The organism is Lentzea sp. NPDC054927 (assembly GCF_053610285.1).
The window spans coordinates 119,746-135,812 of sequence record NZ_JBSGXZ010000010.1 but is presented as its reverse complement, the minus strand read 5'-3'; the positions used below and the strand labels follow the sequence as shown (position 1 = coordinate 135,812).

The 16,067-nt window shown below is 67.8% G+C and carries 19 protein-coding genes; 7 read left to right on the top strand and 12 right to left on the bottom strand.

Going from position 1 to position 16,067, the window contains the following annotated elements; translation table 11 throughout:
• Nucleotide 1 precedes the first annotated feature (1 nt).
• Nucleotides 2-454 (top strand): peptidase inhibitor family I36 protein, encoded by a 453-nt coding sequence (locus tag ACWGE0_RS18015; RefSeq protein WP_452262001.1) that lies wholly within the window; start codon nt 2-4, stop codon nt 452-454.
• Here ACWGE0_RS18015 and ACWGE0_RS18010 read toward each other — a convergent pair.
• From ACWGE0_RS18010 to ACWGE0_RS18000, 3 genes are all read right to left on the bottom strand, one after another.
• Nucleotides 394-1,245 (bottom strand): ArsR/SmtB family transcription factor, encoded by an 852-nt coding sequence (locus tag ACWGE0_RS18010; protein ID WP_452262000.1) that lies wholly within the window; start codon nt 1,243-1,245, stop codon nt 394-396. The genes ACWGE0_RS18015 and ACWGE0_RS18010 overlap by 61 nt on opposite strands.
• 87 nt (nt 1,246-1,332) lie before the next feature.
• A complete protein-coding gene (locus ACWGE0_RS18005) occupies nt 1,333-2,139 on the bottom strand; it encodes an ABC transporter permease (RefSeq protein WP_452261999.1) in 807 nt (268 codons plus the stop codon).
• Nucleotides 2,136-2,975: an ABC transporter permease gene (locus ACWGE0_RS18000; RefSeq protein WP_452261998.1), complete on the bottom strand. Its 840-nt coding sequence runs from the start codon at nt 2,973-2,975 to the stop codon at nt 2,136-2,138. The genes ACWGE0_RS18005 and ACWGE0_RS18000 overlap by 4 nt, the downstream gene beginning before the upstream one ends.
• A gap of 64 nt (nt 2,976-3,039) precedes the next feature.
• Between ACWGE0_RS18000 and ACWGE0_RS17995 the strand changes: the two genes are divergently transcribed.
• On the top strand, nt 3,040-3,579 hold the full coding sequence (locus ACWGE0_RS17995) for a TetR/AcrR family transcriptional regulator (protein WP_452261997.1): 540 nt from the start codon (nt 3,040-3,042) through the stop codon (nt 3,577-3,579).
• On the top strand, nt 3,554-4,666 hold the full coding sequence (locus ACWGE0_RS17990; RefSeq protein ID WP_452261996.1) for a cytochrome P450: 1,113 nt from the start codon (nt 3,554-3,556) through the stop codon (nt 4,664-4,666). The genes ACWGE0_RS17995 and ACWGE0_RS17990 overlap by 26 nt, the downstream gene beginning before the upstream one ends.
• Here the strand turns inward: ACWGE0_RS17990 and ACWGE0_RS17985 are convergent.
• Together ACWGE0_RS17985 and ACWGE0_RS17980 are read right to left on the bottom strand one after the other, a co-directional pair.
• Nucleotides 4,653-5,786, bottom strand: a complete 1,134-nt coding sequence (locus tag ACWGE0_RS17985) for an ABC transporter substrate-binding protein (protein ID WP_452261995.1) — start codon at nt 5,784-5,786, stop codon at nt 4,653-4,655. The two genes, ACWGE0_RS17990 and ACWGE0_RS17985, sit on opposite strands and share 14 nt — an antisense overlap.
• A complete protein-coding gene (locus tag ACWGE0_RS17980; protein ID WP_452261994.1) occupies nt 5,779-6,918 on the bottom strand; it encodes an ABC transporter ATP-binding protein in 1,140 nt (379 codons plus the stop codon). Before ACWGE0_RS17980 ends, ACWGE0_RS17985 begins: the two co-directional genes overlap by 8 nt.
• Nucleotides 6,919-7,073: 155 nt before the next feature.
• On the opposite strand from ACWGE0_RS17980, the gene ACWGE0_RS17975 reads away from it, so the two are divergent.
• Nucleotides 7,074-7,331, top strand: a complete 258-nt coding sequence (locus ACWGE0_RS17975; protein ID WP_452261993.1) for a DUF2631 domain-containing protein — start codon at nt 7,074-7,076, stop codon at nt 7,329-7,331.
• Here the strand turns inward: ACWGE0_RS17975 and ACWGE0_RS17970 are convergent.
• The gene (locus tag ACWGE0_RS17970) at nt 7,328-8,227 is read right to left on the bottom strand and encodes an NADP-dependent oxidoreductase (protein ID WP_452261992.1); all 900 of its coding nucleotides are present in this window, start codon (nt 8,225-8,227) and stop codon (nt 7,328-7,330) included. The two genes, ACWGE0_RS17975 and ACWGE0_RS17970, sit on opposite strands and share 4 nt — an antisense overlap.
• Nucleotides 8,228-8,330: 103 nt before the next feature.
• Here ACWGE0_RS17970 and ACWGE0_RS17965 point away from each other — a divergent pair, with 103 nt between their 5' ends.
• Nucleotides 8,331-8,693 carry a winged helix-turn-helix transcriptional regulator gene (locus ACWGE0_RS17965; RefSeq protein WP_452262092.1) on the top strand — a complete coding sequence of 121 codons (363 nt, stop codon included), beginning with the start codon at nt 8,331-8,333 and terminating at the stop codon, nt 8,691-8,693.
• Here the strand turns inward: ACWGE0_RS17965 and ACWGE0_RS17960 are convergent, their stop codons facing one another.
• Nucleotides 8,694-10,265 carry a serine/threonine-protein kinase gene (locus ACWGE0_RS17960; protein ID WP_452261991.1) on the bottom strand — a complete coding sequence of 524 codons (1,572 nt, stop codon included), beginning with the start codon at nt 10,263-10,265 and terminating at the stop codon, nt 8,694-8,696. It abuts the gene before it with no gap.
• A 136-nt stretch (nt 10,266-10,401) separates the two neighbouring features.
• On the opposite strand from ACWGE0_RS17960, the gene ACWGE0_RS17955 reads away from it, so the two are divergent.
• On the top strand, nt 10,402-11,601 hold the full coding sequence (locus ACWGE0_RS17955) for a ricin-type beta-trefoil lectin domain protein (protein WP_452261990.1): 1,200 nt from the start codon (nt 10,402-10,404) through the stop codon (nt 11,599-11,601).
• 62 nt (nt 11,602-11,663) lie between these two features.
• Here ACWGE0_RS17955 and ACWGE0_RS17950 read toward each other — a convergent pair whose 3' ends face one another.
• The 4 genes from ACWGE0_RS17950 to rlmN are packed head-to-tail and all read right to left on the bottom strand — an operon-like array spanning nt 11,664 to nt 14,495.
• Nucleotides 11,664-11,888 carry a hypothetical protein gene (locus ACWGE0_RS17950; protein ID WP_452261989.1) on the bottom strand — a complete coding sequence of 75 codons (225 nt, stop codon included), beginning with the start codon at nt 11,886-11,888 and terminating at the stop codon, nt 11,664-11,666.
• On the bottom strand, nt 11,885-12,544 hold the full coding sequence (locus tag ACWGE0_RS17945; protein WP_452261988.1) for a hypothetical protein: 660 nt from the start codon (nt 12,542-12,544) through the stop codon (nt 11,885-11,887). The genes ACWGE0_RS17950 and ACWGE0_RS17945 overlap by 4 nt, the downstream gene beginning before the upstream one ends.
• Nucleotides 12,545-12,587: 43 nt before the next feature.
• Entirely contained in the window at nt 12,588-13,367 is a 780-nt protein-coding gene (locus tag ACWGE0_RS17940) for a toll/interleukin-1 receptor domain-containing protein (protein WP_452261987.1), read from the bottom strand.
• 21 nt (nt 13,368-13,388) lie between these two features.
• Nucleotides 13,389-14,495, bottom strand: coding sequence for a 23S rRNA (adenine(2503)-C(2))-methyltransferase RlmN (rlmN, locus tag ACWGE0_RS17935; RefSeq protein WP_452261986.1), 1,107 nt, complete (start codon nt 14,493-14,495; stop codon nt 13,389-13,391).
• A gap of 194 nt (nt 14,496-14,689) precedes the next feature.
• On the opposite strand from rlmN, the gene ACWGE0_RS17930 reads away from it, so the two are divergent.
• Nucleotides 14,690-15,076, top strand: coding sequence for a PadR family transcriptional regulator (locus tag ACWGE0_RS17930; protein WP_319970140.1), 387 nt, complete (start codon nt 14,690-14,692; stop codon nt 15,074-15,076).
• A gap of 1 nt (nt 15,077) precedes the next feature.
• Here the strand turns inward: ACWGE0_RS17930 and ACWGE0_RS17925 are convergent, their stop codons facing one another.
• Nucleotides 15,078-16,052 carry an aldo/keto reductase gene (locus ACWGE0_RS17925; RefSeq protein WP_452261985.1) on the bottom strand — a complete coding sequence of 325 codons (975 nt, stop codon included), beginning with the start codon at nt 16,050-16,052 and terminating at the stop codon, nt 15,078-15,080.
• Nucleotides 16,053-16,067: the final 15 nt, after the last annotated feature.

Sequence of the window (16,067 nt, the reverse complement as noted above, 5' to 3'; positions counted from 1 at the left end):
GATGAGAAAACCGTTGTGTGTGCTGTTGGCCGCGGCCTTCGCGCTGTTGTCGTTTCTCGGGACCGCGAGCGCGGATCCCAGCGCGCTGGTCGACCCCAAGGTGATCGTGCAGGTGCCGATGAAGCAGGACGTCTCGGCGCAGGCCTTGGCGTGCGATCCCGGCGACTTGTGCGTGTGGCGGACCGGTAACGGCAGCGCGGGCCGCTGCAGCTGGACGAACCGCGACAACGACTGGTGGAACCAGCCCGTCGTGTGCTCGTGGTCGAGGACCACACCGGTGCTGGCCGTCTACAACCACGGGCAGAGCTCCAACGCCGGGGTGTGCCTGTACCTGGCGGCGAACTACGGGGGCAACGTCGCCTACTTCTTCAGGCAGGGCGAGGCACAGGAGAACTATCCGAACAGGATCTTCCGGTCCCACAAGTGGGTGCCTAACTTCGCGGACTGCTTCTGACGAGCTGAGGCGAGCACCCTCAGTCCCAGCGGTGTGATCAGGTGCCGCGCGAAGTTCTCCTCGCGCTCCGTGGCGATGAGCCCGGCTTCGCGCAGCACACCGGTGTGATGGCTCACCGTGGCGGGAGCCACCCCCACCAGCTTCGCCAGCCTGGTGGTGGTGCTCCCGCCGATCACCGACCGCAGGATCGACGCCCTGGTGGCGCCCAGCAGCGCGGCCACCGCGTCGCCGCCGGCCCGCCCTGGCCGCGCTGCGAGCCGGGACTCCGTGCGGATCGGGCAGGCCAGCACTGGCCCCACGGCGACCTGGTGGTGCAGGGCGAAGAAGCAGGGGACCAGCACGATCCCCTGTCCGCCGAGGTGCAGGTCGCGGTGGTGCGGGTGGTCGACGGACAGCACCGGCGGATCCCACCTCGTGGCAGGTCCGAGCCTGCCCAGCAGTCCTTCCGGTCCGCGGTGCAGGTACTGCTGGATCCCCGCGGCCACATCGGTGCACAGCGCGTCCTCGATCGTCGGCAGGTGCGGCTCGATCACGGACCTGAAGTAGGCGCGCAAGGCCTCGACCTCCGCGTGCAGGTGCTGCGGCCGCGTCGACAGGACCGTGTGCAGCGCCGTCCGCAGGTCCGCGTCGTGAGCCGCGAGTTCGCGCACGCGTCTGCGCCACGGACCGAAGCAGAGATCACCATCTCCGTGTTGCAGGACCTGGGCGCTGCTGACGATCTCCCACATGAGGTCGGGTTCCAGTTTCAACCGTGTGCGCGCGATGTCCCGATCGGTGAAATGGATGCGCAACTGCGGCACGTCTTCCCCCAAGAGCTGCCGGTGTCACCACAGGAGAAGTCGGCCGCGCACACGCGGAGATACAGGCCTGGCTTGAAGTTAGACCAGCTGCGCGGTGGATCCCGTCTTGCGGGCGCGCCACGACGCGATCACCACACCGATGATCAACAGCAGCGCCGTCGCCGTCACCATCAACGTCGACAGCGCCACGATCTCCGGTGAGATGCCGCGTTTCGACGCCTGCGCGTAGACGAACACCGGCAACGTCGTCGACCCGACACCGGTCAGGTACGACGAGATCACCACGTCGTCGAACGACAGCAGGAACGCGAACGCCGCACCCGCCACCACCGCGGGCGCCACCAGCGGCAGCGTCACGGTCCGGAACGCCGTCCAGGGTGAAGCCCCGAGATCCGCCGCGGCCTCCTCCAGCCGAACGTCCATTCCGGACACCCGCGACCGCACCACGACGACCACGAAGCTCAGCGAGAACGCCACGTGCGCGAAGAGCAGAGCCCCGAACCCGAGCGGGATGCCGGCGAGCTTCACGAAGAACCCCAGCATCGCCACGCCCATGACGACCTCGGGCACCACCAGCGGCAGCGACAGCAGCACGGTCCACAACCCGCGGCCGGGAAACGCGCGCCGCAGCCCGAACGCCGCCAGCGTTCCGATCACGGTCGAGATCACCGCGGACGCCAACGCGAGTTCCAGGGTCAGCTGCAACGACTCCAGCACGCGCGTGTCGTCGAACAGCTCGGCGTACCACTGTGTCGAGAAACCGCTGATGCGCGACAACGACCGTGAGGAGTTGAACGACGCGAGCGCAAGCCACGCGATCGGTGCGTAGAGGAACAGAAAAACCAAAGCCACAACGAGCCCGAGCGCCCACGGACGACGGTTCACAGCACGTCCTCCCCACGCCGTCCGCGGAGAACCAGCACAAGCACGACGAGAACGAGCAGCAGCACCGCCATCGCCGAACCCAGCGGCCAGTTGTTGCCGCCGCGGAACTGGTCGTCGATCACCGACCCGAACGTCGACTGGTCGACGCCACCGAGCAGCTTCGGCGTCACGAAGTCACCCGCCGCGGGCACCAGCACCAGCAGCGACCCCGCCGCCACACCGCTGAACACCCCCGGCAGCACGATCCGGAAGAACGTGGACACCCGGCCGTGGCCGAGGTCGAACGACGCCTCCACGAGCCGGAAGTCGAACCGCTCGCACGCCACGTACAGCGGCAGGACCATGAACGGCAGGAAGCCGTACGTCAGCCCGAGGATCACCGCTCCGTGCGTGAGCAGGAATCCGCCGTCGCGGTCCAGGCCGACCCACCCGAGCACGGTGTTGATCAGGCCCTCACCGTCGAGCAGCGCTTTCCAGGCGTAGATCCGCGCGAGATAGCTCGACCAGAACGGGATGAGCACCGCCGCGAGCAGCACGGTCCGGTACCTGCCGCCGTAGCGCGCGATGAACCACGCCAGCGGGAATCCCAGCAGCAGACAGGCGACCGTGGTCGTCACCGCGTAGACCAGGGTGCGGCCGAAGATCGGCAGGAACGCCGGGTCGAGCGCCGTCAGATAGGCCTGCGTCGTCCACGGCAGCACCGCGCGGGCGACACCGGTGTCCCGCGTCGCGAAGCTGAACTGGACGACGACCGCCAGCGGCGCGATCAGGAAGATCCCCAGCCACAGCCCGGTGGGCGCGAGCAGGGCGTTGGCCTTCAGCCAGCGTCGTGACACGAGATCAGATGATGCCAGCAGCACTCCCGCCAAGCCGAGCGAACATCCGTGTACCGTTGTGAACATGAGTGTTCACCTGCTGCAGACGGCGACATCCGTGCTGCTCAAGGACCCGACCGCGGCCCTGGGTGACGTGGCGCGCGCGGCCGGTGTCGGCAGGACCACACTCCACAAGCGCTATCCGACCCGCGCCGCGCTCGTCCGCGCCATCGCGAACGACGCCCTGGACCTGGTCGAGTCCGTGTCGTGCCAGGTGGACTTCGGCGCCGACGACGCGATCGAGGACCTCATGACCCGGCTGGTCGCGCTCGGCCCGCGGGTGGAGTTCCTGCTCCGCTTCCCCGGCCTGGAACGCGACGAGGAGATCGCGGTCCGCATCCTCGCGATGGACCGGCCGGTGCTCGACCTGATCGCCCGGCTGCAGGGCTCACGCCTGCGCGGCGACCTGCCCGCGTGGTGGATCCTGCAGACCCTCTACGCCGGGCTCTTCAACGCCTGGGAGGCGATCAGCAACGGCCGGCTCGCGCCGCTGGACGCTCCCAGGTTCGTGCTGACCACGGTGTTCGAGGGGGTAAGCAATGCTGGAACTGCTGACCGGACATGAAGATCCGCATCCGATCTACGAACGGCTGCGCGCGCACGGACCGCTGACCAGGGACGGCGGTCTCTGGGTGACGACGAGCCATCCGCTGGCCAACAAGTTCCTGCGGGACCGGCGGTTCGGCGTCCGGTACTCCGACGGCACCTACCCGGGCAACGGTGGCCTGCTGCCCGAGTCGTTCCTGGAGCTGGATCCTCCCGACCACACGCGGCTGCGCAGGCTCGCCATGCCCGCGTTCAGCCCGAAGAAGATCGACGAGTACCGCGCCCGTGTCGAGAAGGTCGCCGACGCGTTGCTGGACAAGGACGAGTTCGACCTGATCACGGACTTCGCGGCGCCGCTGCCGATCTCGGTGATCAGCGACCTGCTGGGCATTCCGGAAGAGGACACCGCCGAGTTCGCGGACTACGGCGCGTTGGTCGCCGCGTCGTTCGACACGGGCGTCACCGCGGCGATGGCCAACGCCAACGACCAGGTGCTCGCGCTGTTCGACCGGCTCATCGCGCAGCGCCGCAGGACCCCCGGCGACGACGTGATCAGCTCGCTGGTCGCCGCCGAGGCCGACCAGAAGCTCACCGCGCAGGAGATGCTCGGTACGCTGGTGCTGCTGCTGGTCGCGGGCTTCGAGACCACGGTCAACCTGATCGGCAACGGCACCCGCGCGCTGCTCGACCACCCGTCGCAGTGGAGGCTCTTCAAGGCCAATCCCGAACTCGCGTCCGCGGTCGTCGAGGAAACCCTGCGGTGGGCGCCGCCGGTGCAGCTGACCAGCCGGATCGCGCACGAGCAGGTCGACGGGATCGGCAAGGACGAGATGGTCACCCTGCTCATCGGCGCCGCGAACCGCGACCCGAACGTCTACCCGGAAGCGCACAAGTTCGACGTGATGCGCGTGCACCAGCCGGAGCACCTCGCGTTCTCCAGCGGCATCCACTACTGCCTGGGCGCGACACTCGCACGCATGGAAGGCGAGGTGGCGTTCCGCGCGCTGGCCCGCCGGATGCCGGACCTCCGGCAGACGGGACCGGTGGTGTTCCGCGATTCCGTGGTGATCCGCGGGCTGAAGAGCTTCCCCGTCAGCCGGTCTTGACCTTGGTCCAGGCGTCGGCGTAGAGCGCCTCGACGTCGCCGCCCAGGTCCTTGGTGAACGGGAGCTTCTTCAGCTGCTCCTCCGACGGGTAGACCACCGGGTCGTTCAGCAGGTCCTTGTCGATCAACGGCTTGGCGGCGGCGTTGGGGCTGCCGTAGCGAACCGCGTTGGACAGCGCCGCACCCACCTCAGCGCCCAGGACGTAGTCGATGAACCTGTGCGCGTTCCCGGCGTGCGGCGCGTCCTTCGGGATGACCAGGAGGTCCACGTAGGACAGTCCGCCCTCGGCAGGGATCGCGTACCCGACGTCCTCGCTGGTCTCGCGGGCCTGGAACGCGTCGCCGGAGTACGCCTGCGCGAGCCGCACCTGGCCGGACGTCAGCGGTTCGATCACGTCGGAGGTGATCTGCCCGAGCTTCTTCTTCAACGACAGCAGGAAGTTCGCGGCGTCGTCGATCTGCTTCGCGTCCGTGGTGTTCGGGTCGTGGCCGAGCTCGAGCAGGCCGATCGCCATGCCGTCACGTGCCTCGTCGAGGATCGAGCTGCGGCCCTCGGCGTTCGGCAGGTCGTAGGCGTCGAACCCGGTGACGTCGCCGCCGATCTGCGACTTCGAGTACGCCAGACCCGTTGTGCCCCAAGCCCACGGCACCGAGTACCTGTTGCCGGCGTCGTACTCCGCCTCGACGAACCGCTGCTCCAGGTTCGCGAGGTTCGGGATCGCGTCGTGGTCCAGCGGCTGGAGCAGGCCGGACCGCAGGAACCGGCGCAGGAAGTTGTCGCTCGGCACGACCAGGTCGTAGCCCGCCTGGCCGGACGCGATCTTGGCTTCCATCTCGTCGTTGGTGGAGAAGTTGTCGTAGGTGACCTCGATGCCGGAGATCTGCTGGAAGCCCGGCAACGTCTCCGGCGCGATATAGTCGGTCCAGTTGTAGAAGTTGAGCCTGGGCTCGTCCTTCAGGTTCGTGGCCCTGGCTGCGCTCACGCCACCGCTGTTGGCAGGCGCCGGACCGACCGCGCAGGCCGCGAGCGCGAAGAACGCCATCGAGCCCAGCATCGTGCGCCGGGTCACCCGCGGACTGTCGACGTCCCACAGCCGGGCGATCCGGACCTGCTCAGCCATCGGAGGGGTCCAGCAGCACGGTGAACTCGGGGTCCCACGCCATTCGCACGGGCTGACCGGGCGCGCCCGCGTCGTCGATGCGCTGGGCGTTCTGCACGAACGCCACGAGCTCGCCACCAGGGGTGTCGACCACGAACTGGGTGGAAACGCCTGTGTAGACGACGTCCTGGACCACGCCTTGCAGCACGCACCAGCCGGTGGGCGGCTCGGCGGTCTCGTCGAACAGGTGCACCTTCTCCGGGCGGACCGTGGCGGCGACCTTCTTGCCGTGGCTGATGCTGCCGGAGAACCTGGCGCGCAGGTTCGTGGCACCGGGGGCCTTCAGGGTGACCAGCTCACCGTCCACACCGGACACCTCGGCGTCCAGGATGTTGGACGTGCCGATGAACCCGGCGACGAACCGGGTCGCGGGACGTTCGTAGACGTCCTCGGGGTAGCCGACCTGTTCGATCTTGCCCGCGTTCATCACGGCGATGCGGTGCGAGAGGACCAACGCCTCTTCCTGGTCGTGCGTGACGTACAGGAAGGTCGTGCCGACCTCGCGTTGGATGCGCATCAGCTCGATCTGCAGCTCTTTGCGCAGCTTGGCGTCGAGCGCACCGAGTGGTTCGTCGAGCAGGAGCAGCTGCGGGCCTGCTGCGAGCGCACGGGCGATGGCGACGCGCTGCTGCTGACCACCGCTCAGCTGCGTGGGCCTGCGCTTGGCGAACTGAGAAAGCCGCACGAGTTCGAGGTGCTCGCCGACGCGTTTCTTCAGTTCGTCGCCGCGGACCTTCTTGCGCTTGAGGCCGTAGGCGACGTTGTCCCACACGGACATGTGCGGGAACAGCGCGTACGACTGGAAGACGGTGTTGACGTCCCGCCGGTAAGGAGGGACGCCCACCATGTCGTTGCCGTCGAGCTCGATGCGGCCCTCGTCGGGGTGGACGAACCCGGCGATCATGCGCAGGACCGTGGTCTTGCCGCAGCCGGACGGGCCGAGCACCGAGAAGAACTCGCCTTCGTGGACGTTCAGCGAGATGCCGTCGACCGCCACCTGGTCGGAGAAGCGTTTGCGCACCCCGTGCAGACCGATCTCGACGGGGGCGAACGTGTCCGGGGTGGAGGCCTCAGCGGGAGAGAAGCCGGTCAAGTCGAGGCGCCTTCAGAGATCGGATGAGCGTGGCCGCGCTGAGCGTAACGGCGCATGACCTGGCTCGTAAGACGAGCGCGCGCGACCTCACACATCCGTGCTCACTCACATGTGCGACGATGACCTCGTAATCCGGATGAGCAGTGGAGGAAACCGTGGCTTCGTCCTCGGAACTGGACAAGCGTCCTGCCGTCGACCCTCACGAGGAGCCGTCGCACGAGTGGGGCTGGCACGGCACGTTCCCCAAGGGCACGCGCATCGCCGGCTGGCTCTCCGCGGGCTTCTGCTTCCTGATGTTGATCGGCAACCACCACGGTCAGACCGAGAACATCTTCCTCGTCGCCACCGGGGTCACGATCATCGCTTTCCTGGTGTGGGACACGGCTCGCCGCCGGACGTCCTGGCGCCGCTAGAGAGCTTCCAGCACGATCTTGCCCTGGGTGCGGCCCGTCTCGCCCAGGGCATGTGCTTTTCCGGCGTCCTCCAGCGGGAACGTCGCGTCGACGTGCACCCTGAGCTCGCCGGACTCGACGAGCGCCGCGATCGCCTCCAGGCCCGCGCGGTCGGGCTCGACCAGGATCGGGCTGATCCTGATGTCGTCTCGGACGACGCTGTCCACTCCGGACGGCACGCCGACGAACAACCCGCCGGGACGCACGGACCGCGGTGACGAGCCGCCGACCAGGTCGACGAACAGGTCGATGTCGGTGCCCGCGTAGTCGCCCTGGGTGTAGTCGACCGTCTCGTCGATGCCGAGGTCCTTCAGGAACGCGTGCTTGGGCTCGCGTGCGGTACCGATCACATACGCGCCGTGCGCCTTCGCGATCTGCACGGCGAGATGGCCGACACCTCCTGCCGCCGCCGTGACCAGCACCTTCTGCCCCGGCTGCACGTCGGCGGTGTCGATCAGGATCTGCCACGCGGTGAGCGCGGCCAGCGGCAGTGCGGCCGCCTCGACGTGGGTGAGGCTCTGCGGCTTCTTCGCGAAGTGGCGGGACGGGGCGGTGACGTACTCGGCGTAGGCGCTCGCGGCGTGCGGGAAGCGCGGCATGCCGTAGACCTCGTCGCCGGGCTTGAGGGTCGTGACGCCGAAGCCGACCTCCTCGACGACGCCGGAGACGTCCCAGCCGTTGATGAACGGCAGCGTCTGCAGGCCCGCCATGCCGTGGCCCGCGCTGGTCTTCCAGTCGACCGGATTCACGCCGGCCGCGTGCACCCTGACCAGCACCTCGGTCGGGAGCGGGGCGGGCTTGGGCACGTCGCTGAGGGTGAGAGGGCCGCCGAACTCGTTCTGGGTGATCGCTCGCATGCACACAAGTTTGGGAGAGCAGGTCTCTCCAGGCAATTAGGCACTATCTTGTGCACTAGGTACCTGATAGAAACTAGCCGTGATCAGGGACGTTTATCTGAAGATGTGCCCGTGCCGCGACCTGCTGGACATGGTCGCATCAAAGTGGACGGCGCTGGTGATCGGCGACCTCGAGGACGGGCCCAAGCGGTTCGGTGAGCTCAAACGCCGGTTGGAAGGCGTCAGCCAGAAGATGCTCACACAGACGTTGCGCACGTTGGAGCGCGATGGGCTCGTCACGCGCACGGTGTACCCCTCGGTGCCGTTGCGCGTCGAGTACGAGCTGACCGAGCTGGGGCGCAGCGTCACCGAGCCGCTGGCCGCGCTGCGGTTGTGGGCGCAGAAGAACTACGAGTCCGTCGCCGAGGCGCGGGAGACGTTCGACACCGCGGAACCGCTCGGGCTGGAGCCCGCGACCGTCCGGTGATCAGGCGACGACCCAGCCCTGCAGGAACTCCTTCTTGTACTGGTCGCCCTCGCAGTTGCTCACCACCGAGTCGAAGTGGTGGCCGCCCATGTTGCAGCGGTACAGCTCCAGCGTCTTCACGTCCGCCGGCTTCGCGGTGAAGACGTAGCCGAGCGGGCGCGCGTCGTAGATCTCCTGGCCCTCACAGGTGGACGAGGACGACGTCATCCGGTCCTCAGAGTTCTTGATCTTGCAGGTGTACAGCGGTTTCGTGTTGGCTTCCGGGTTCGCGAGGAGCTTGCCGAGTCCGCCGGTGTTCTCCACGGTGAAGCCCGCCGGGACCGGCACGCGTGAGGTGCCGCTGTAGTGCCAGCCGTTTGCGTTGCGGTAGCGGGAGAACGCGAGCGTTTCCCGGGGCGGCTTCGGTTGCGTCGTGGTCGGCGCGGGCTGGTTCGGCTGCGTGGCCTGGGTGGGCTTCGGTGCGCTCGACTGGCTGCTGGGTGCGGCGCTGCTGCTGGACACCGCGCTGCTGCTCGGCGCGCTGGACGCGGTGCTGCTCTGCGACGTCGGCTGCTTGCTGGAGTTCGGGCCCTGCTGCGCCGACGCCTTGCCGGGCGTTTCGGGCTTGAACACGAAAATCGCCGCGAGGGCGATCATGACCACCGCCGCCGCGGCGCCGGCGAACACGCCGATCTTCTTGCGGGACTTGGGTTTCTCGTCGTTCCACTCGTCGCGCGTGGTCTGCGGCGCCACGAACGTCGTGACGGGTTCGATGACGACGGTCTGCTCGGACTGGGTGGGCGGCGTGACGACCGTGGTGCGATCGCTCAGTCGTTCGCGCAGCTGGGCCGCGGTCGGGCGGGCGGCGTCGTTCTGGTTGAGCAGCGCCATGATCGTGGCGGCGAGCGGGCCCGTGGTGCGTTGCAGCACCGGCTCCTCGTACATGATCGCGTGCATGGTGGCCGCGGTCGTGTCGCGGTGGAACGGCGCGCGGCCTTCGGAGGCGTGGAACATGGTGGCGCCCAGGGCCCAGAGGTCGGTCGCCGGCGAAGGAACCTTGCCGGCGAACAGTTCCGGCGCCATGTAACCGGGCGAGCCCATGATGCCGCCGGTGGCCGTGAGACCGGGGTCGTCGATCGCGCGGGCGATGCCGAAGTCGGCGAGCTTCACCCGTCCGTCTGGCAGCACCATGATGTTGCTGGGCTTGACGTCCCGGTGCACGATGCCCGCCGCGTGTGCCGCTTCGAGCGCGTTGAGCGTCTGCAGGCCGATGTCCGCGACCTCGTCCTCGGTGAGCTGCCTGCGGGTCATGACCTCGGACAGCGTCGGGGCCTCGACGAGTTCCATGACCAGGTACGTGACGCCGTGCTCGACGATGACGTCGTAGATGGCGACGACGTTCGGGCTGTTCAGCCGCCCCGCGGTGCGCGCCTCGCGCAGCACGCGCTCGGTCTCGGTGGTCCGCAGCTCCTTGAGCGCGACCTGCCGTCCGATGACCCGGTCCTCGGCCAGCCAGACGACCCCCATGCCGCCCCGGCCGAGCTCTCTGATCGTCGCGTATCTGCCCGCGACCAGCCTTGTCGCTTCCCCCACGCGCGGCATGGTATCCGCACGCCCGTGTCGGCCGGTTTCCTGTCCGGTCCTGTCCGCTGACAGTGCGTGGTCGATTCGCTACCGTTTTTGAAGGTCTAGACCGCTTCCCTGTACTCGCGTTGAAGGCGGTCCTGTCATGTCTTTTGGCGTACTTCTCGCAGCATTATCCCTGTTCAGCCCCATTGTCGACGACCTTCCGGACGAGTTCCGGCAGCCTTCTTCTGACATCTCCATCCAGTCCGTTGTGTGTGATGGCGACGGGGTGAGCGGCAAGCGCGTGCAGGCGGTGTACGTGCGTGGTGACCAATCCGCAGACCGATACCCACAGCTCGTGGGCCAGTTCCAGACGTTCGCCGACCAGATCGACAACTCGTTCGTGGAAGCCGCGTCTCGCCTCGGTGGCGGCGTCCGGCACGTCCGCTTCGTCACTCAGCCCGACTGCCGCGCGAAGGTGGACAACGTTGTCGTGCCGCAGTCCGCGATGTCCTCCCCTTCTGCCGTCGCCGACCAGCTCGCTGCCCGCGGCTACAACCGCACGGACCGCAAGTACCTGTTCTGGCACGACTCCGGCGGCTGCGGCGTGGCGTGGGGCGCGCCGGGCGACGACCGTCCCGGCGCCGACAACGGCTACAACTCCGGACCTTCTTACGCCGCAGTGGGAACCGGCTGCTGGACGTGGCAGGCGAGCGGCCACGAGCTGCTGCACACGCTGGGCGCCGTGCAACGTTCGGCACCGCACTCGACGGCGTTCGGTCACTGCTGGGACGACCAGGACATCATGTGTTACAACGACGGCGGCATCCCGAACCCGCCCGGCGGCCTGGTGAACGTCTGTCCCGGCGCACCGGAGAACCAGCTCGACTGCGGTGGTGACGACTACTTCCACACCAACCCGGCCGCAGGTTCTTACCTGGCAACGCATTGGAACGTGGCGCGCAGCCAGTTCCTCACTGCTTCCGGCGCTGGCTCCGGCGCGATCGTCGGCATCGGCGGGAAATGCGTCGACGTGAGCAACTCCGGCACCGCCGACGGCACCGCGATCCAGCTGTGGACCTGCAACTCCTCGGGCGCCCAGCAGTGGTCGCGCTCCGGCGACACCTTGCGCGCCTTGGGAAAGTGCATGGACGTCGCATCCGGCGGCACCGCTGACGGAACTCTCGTCCAGCTGTGGACCTGCAACTCGAGCGGCGCCCAGGCGTGGTCGCGCGTCGGCACCACGCTGCGCAACCCGCAGTCCGGCAAGTGCCTGGACGCGTCCGGCAACTCCTCGGCCGACGGCACGCGCCTGATCATCTGGACCTGCACCGGTGGGACGAACCAGAACTGGCAGCTCTAGTCGTGCCGGCCCCCGCTTGTGTCTGAGTGGGGGCCTTCCCCACCTCCTGGGCACAGTTCCGCTCAGTTCTTCAGCCTTCGCCCAAGCCGCGGCGACCGCATGGCAAACGCCCACGCCATCGCCAACTCCTTGGCCGCCGCCTTGTCCACGACCACCTGAACCCCACGCCCGCACAAGTACGTCGGCGCATGGGCCAGCGGCTGAGCCGGCCGCACCACCCGATACTCGTCCCGCCCCAGCCGAACCGTGCTGACCAGCGTGCGCCAGCGCTCCCCTTCGAGCTTCATCGGCGAGTGCTGACCCGATGTTCGAGGCAGTACTGGACATGCAACTGCTCCCCTTGCATGCCCTCAGCCCAGATCTCGGCGCAGAACCCCTCGCGCTGCTCCTCGTGCATCAACCGCGGCCAGTCCTCGACCATCTCCCGCAACTCGGCACCGCCCGCCGCGAACGCCTTCCAACTCCCGGTGAAGAACGCCGTGTCCGCAGCGAAGTGGTATCGCAACTCGTCCCTGAACTCCCGATGCCGATAATCACCCCGCCACGACACCTCCCTCGGCAACCCGCGACAGACCACGGTGCGCGGCCGACCTCCCCGAAGCCGCGCCCGCACGTCCTTCCACCGCGAAGCCGGAAACCCCAGAGTGTGGTGCAACAGCACAAGATCCACCGAAATGTCGTTCTCGGCGGCATACATCCGGCACTCACACTCCGTGCGCCGCAACGGCAAGTAAACCAACGTCCGCGGCGACCGCATGGCAAACGCCCACGCCATCGCCAACTCCTTGGCCGCTGCTTTGTTCACCGTCACACTCACACCGCAGGACGCGAGGTGCATCGACGCATGCGCCACCGGCCGGGCAGGTTGCACCACCCGGTACTCGTCGCGGCCCAGCCGCACTGTGCTGACGAGCGTGCGCCAGCGTTCCCCCTCGAGTTTCATCGCGGGAGACGGTAGACGCCTGGAGCTGTCTCAGCGATCGATTTCAGCCACTCACCGGGGCCGCGAGTGCCTCGATGATCTGTTCGAGACCGCGGTGATAGTCGCGCCTGAGATCCACGTACTTCTTCATGCGCAGGAGCGCAGGAACCGTGCACTCGCGCAAAAGCACCGGGATGACCTTGATGTGGCCGTCCTCGGCCTCCGCCCAGTACTTCGCCGACCACTCCCGTTCCACCCAGCCCGACTCAACCGAGTCCGGGCTCAGCAGCACGAGGAGGTAGTCGCACTCGTCCAGCCCGCGACCGATCTTGTTCGGGATGGAGTCGCCCGCCTTGATCTCCCACTCGTCCAGCCACGGCAGGTGTCCCTCGTTGGCCAGGTCGACCGAGAGCCACGTGGCGATTTTGCGATCGACTGACGAGTAGGAGATGAACACCTTGACGCCACCGCGTCCCTCGTTCTGCTGGGCACTGATCATGCGGTCGGACAGCAGTGACTCGACGAAGATCAGCTCAAGGGTCAGCGTGTACAACCGCTTGTACGTGTGTCCCGAGCGCTTGCCGAACGCCCTCGCCATGTCCGCCTCGGACATCACTCTCCGGAGCACGGACCGGCGTTCCCAGAGCGCATCCGTGTCGATCGGCGCGAGGCACGAAGGATCGACGAAGTGGTAGCCGTTCAGAAACGGCGGCGAACTGTAGTAGATGACAGCGACGTCGTCACCCGTGTCCGGATCGGACTCATCGTTGTCGTAGTACCCGATCCGCACGTCCCGCCCAGGCTCACGCACCGCAACAGGCCCGTAGCCGAGTTCGTCGACCATCCACGCGCCCCCAGCGTCAGATCAGCCCTCAGCCGCCAGCTGACCACAAGCTGCGGCGATCTCCTGCCCACGGGTGTCGCGCACGGTGCACTCCACACCCTGCTCCCGAACCCGCCGCACGAACTCCCGCTCAACGGGCTTCGGCGACGCGTCCCACTTCGACCCGGGAGTCGGGTTCAGCGGAATCAGGTTCACGTGCACCAGCTGCCCGAGGTACTTGCGCAGCTTCTTGCCGAGCAGGTCCGCCCGCCACCCCTGGTCGTTGATGTCGCGGATCAACGCGTACTCGATCGACACCCGCCGCCCGGTCTGGTCGGCGTACGCGCGCGCCGCCTCCAGCACCTCGGCGACGTCCCACCGGGTGTTCACCGGCACCAGGGTGTTGCGCAGCTCGTCGTCCGGGGTGTGCAGCGACACCGCGAGGCGCACCTGCAGCTTCTCCTCGGTCAGCTTCTTGATCGCCGGCACCAGGCCCACGGTCGACACCGTGACGGTGCGCTGCGAGATGCCGAGACCGTCCGGCGCCGGTGCGGTGATGCGGTGCACGGCCTCGATCACGCGCTTGTAGTTCGCGAGCGGTTCGCCCATGCCCATGAAGACGATGTTCGAGAGGCGACCGGGGCCGCCGGGGATGTCGCCGTCGCGCATGGCCGCGGCGCCGAGACGCACCTGGTCCACGATTTCCGCGGTCGACAGGTTGCGTTGCAGGCCGCCCTGGCCCGTTGCGCAGAACGGGCACGCCATGCCGCAGCCGGCCTGTGACGAGATGCACAGGGTCGCGCGGTCCGGGTAGCGCATGAGAACGGACTCGATGAGCGTGCCGTCGTGTGCGCGGAGCAGGGTTTTGGCCGTGGTGCCCTCGTCGGTGGTGACCTTGCGCACGACTGTGAACAGCGGCGGCATCAGGTCGGCGACGAGCTTGTCGCGCGTGGCGGCCGGGATGTCGGTCATCTCGGCCGGGTCCACGGTCAGGCGACTGAAGTAGTGGTTCGACAGCTGCTTGGCGCGGAACGGCTTTTCGCCCAGGGCCGCAACGGCTTCTGCGCGTTCGGCAGGTGACAGGTCGACGAGGTGGCGCGGCGGCAGGCCGCGCTTGGGCGCGTCGAAGACAAGGGGAAGCGAGGTCATAGCACATCTAGTGTCCCACGAACTTCAGCGACACAAGACCGTTGCATCGCGATAGGTTCCGATATATCGTTAGCGACATGATGATGAGACCACACCACAGAGAGCACCACCACAGGCATCGCCACGGTCCCTTCGGGGGCGGTGGCAGGGGCGGCCGCCAGAGGCGCGGCAACGTCCGGGCGGCGGTTCTGTCCTTGCTGGCAGAACGGCCGATGCACGGCTACGAGATCATTCAGGAGATCGCCAAGCGCACCGGCGGCGTGTGGAGCCCGAGCCCCGGCTCGGTCTACCCGACGCTGCAGATGCTGGCCGACGAAGGCCTCATCTCCGCGGTCGAAGAAGGAGGCAAGAAGCTGTTCACCGTCACCGAGCACGGCAGGACGGAGCACACGGCCCCGCCCTGGCGCGACATCGACATCCAGCTCGACCCGGTCGACGGCGAGCTGCGCAGTGCGGTCCGGCTGATGGGCAGCGCGATGGAGCAGATCTCCCACGCGGGCACGCCCGAGCAGAAGGCCCGCGCGGTCGAGCTCTACAACGAGTTGCGGCGCAAGCTGTACGCCATCCTCGCCGAGGAGTGACCTACCACCGGTCGTGCACGTGCGGCCGGATCAGCTCGTCGTAGACAGCAGCGACAGCCGCCGAGTCGACGGGTGCCAGAGCGGCCGCCCGTGAGTTCGCGGCAGCCTGCGAAACGTTGCGCGCACCGGGGATCACGACCGTGACGCCGGGCTGGTCGACGACCCAGCGCAACGCGAACTGCGCCATCGTGGCACCTTCCGGCACCAGCGGCCGCAACCGCTCGACGGCCTCCAGGCCGACCTCGTACGGGACCCCGGAGAAGGTCTCGCCGACGTCGAACGCCTCGCCGTTGCGGTTGTAGTTGCGGTGATCGTCCGCGCCGAAAGTCGTTGCCGCCGTGTACTTCCCGGACAGCAACCCGGACGCGAGCGGCACCCGCGCGATGATCGCGACACCCGCCTCGGCCGCGGCCGGCAGCACCTGCTCGAGGGGCTTGAGCCGGAACGCGTTCAGGATGATCTGCACGCTGGCCACGTGCGGACGCCTGATCGCCGCCAGCGCTTCCTCGACCTTCTCCACCGACACGCCATAGGCAGCGATCCGTTGCTGCTCAACCATTTCGTCCAAGGTGTCGAACACCTCGTCGCGGCTGTACGTCGCCGTGGGCGGGCAGTGCAGCTGCACGAGGTCGAGCGTGTCGACACCCAGATTGCGGCGGCTCCGGTCGTTCCACGCGAGGAAGTTCTCCCGGTTGTACCCCTCCGTGGTCTGCGCCGGCAGCCGCCGCCCCATCTTCGTGGCGACGAACACGTCGCCCTGACGCTCCTTGAGGAACCGCCCGACGAGCGTCTCGCTGCGACCGTCGCCGTACACGTCGGCGGTGTCGAAGAAGTCGACACCCGTGTCGGCGGCGGCGTGCAGCAGCGCGAGCGCCTCGCTCTCGTCCACGTCGCCCCAGTCGGCGCCGAGTTGCCAGCAACCCAGCCCCACGACGCCGACCTGGCGGTTCAACCTGCCTGCGATTCGCTTCTCCACGAACCGAGCCTAGTG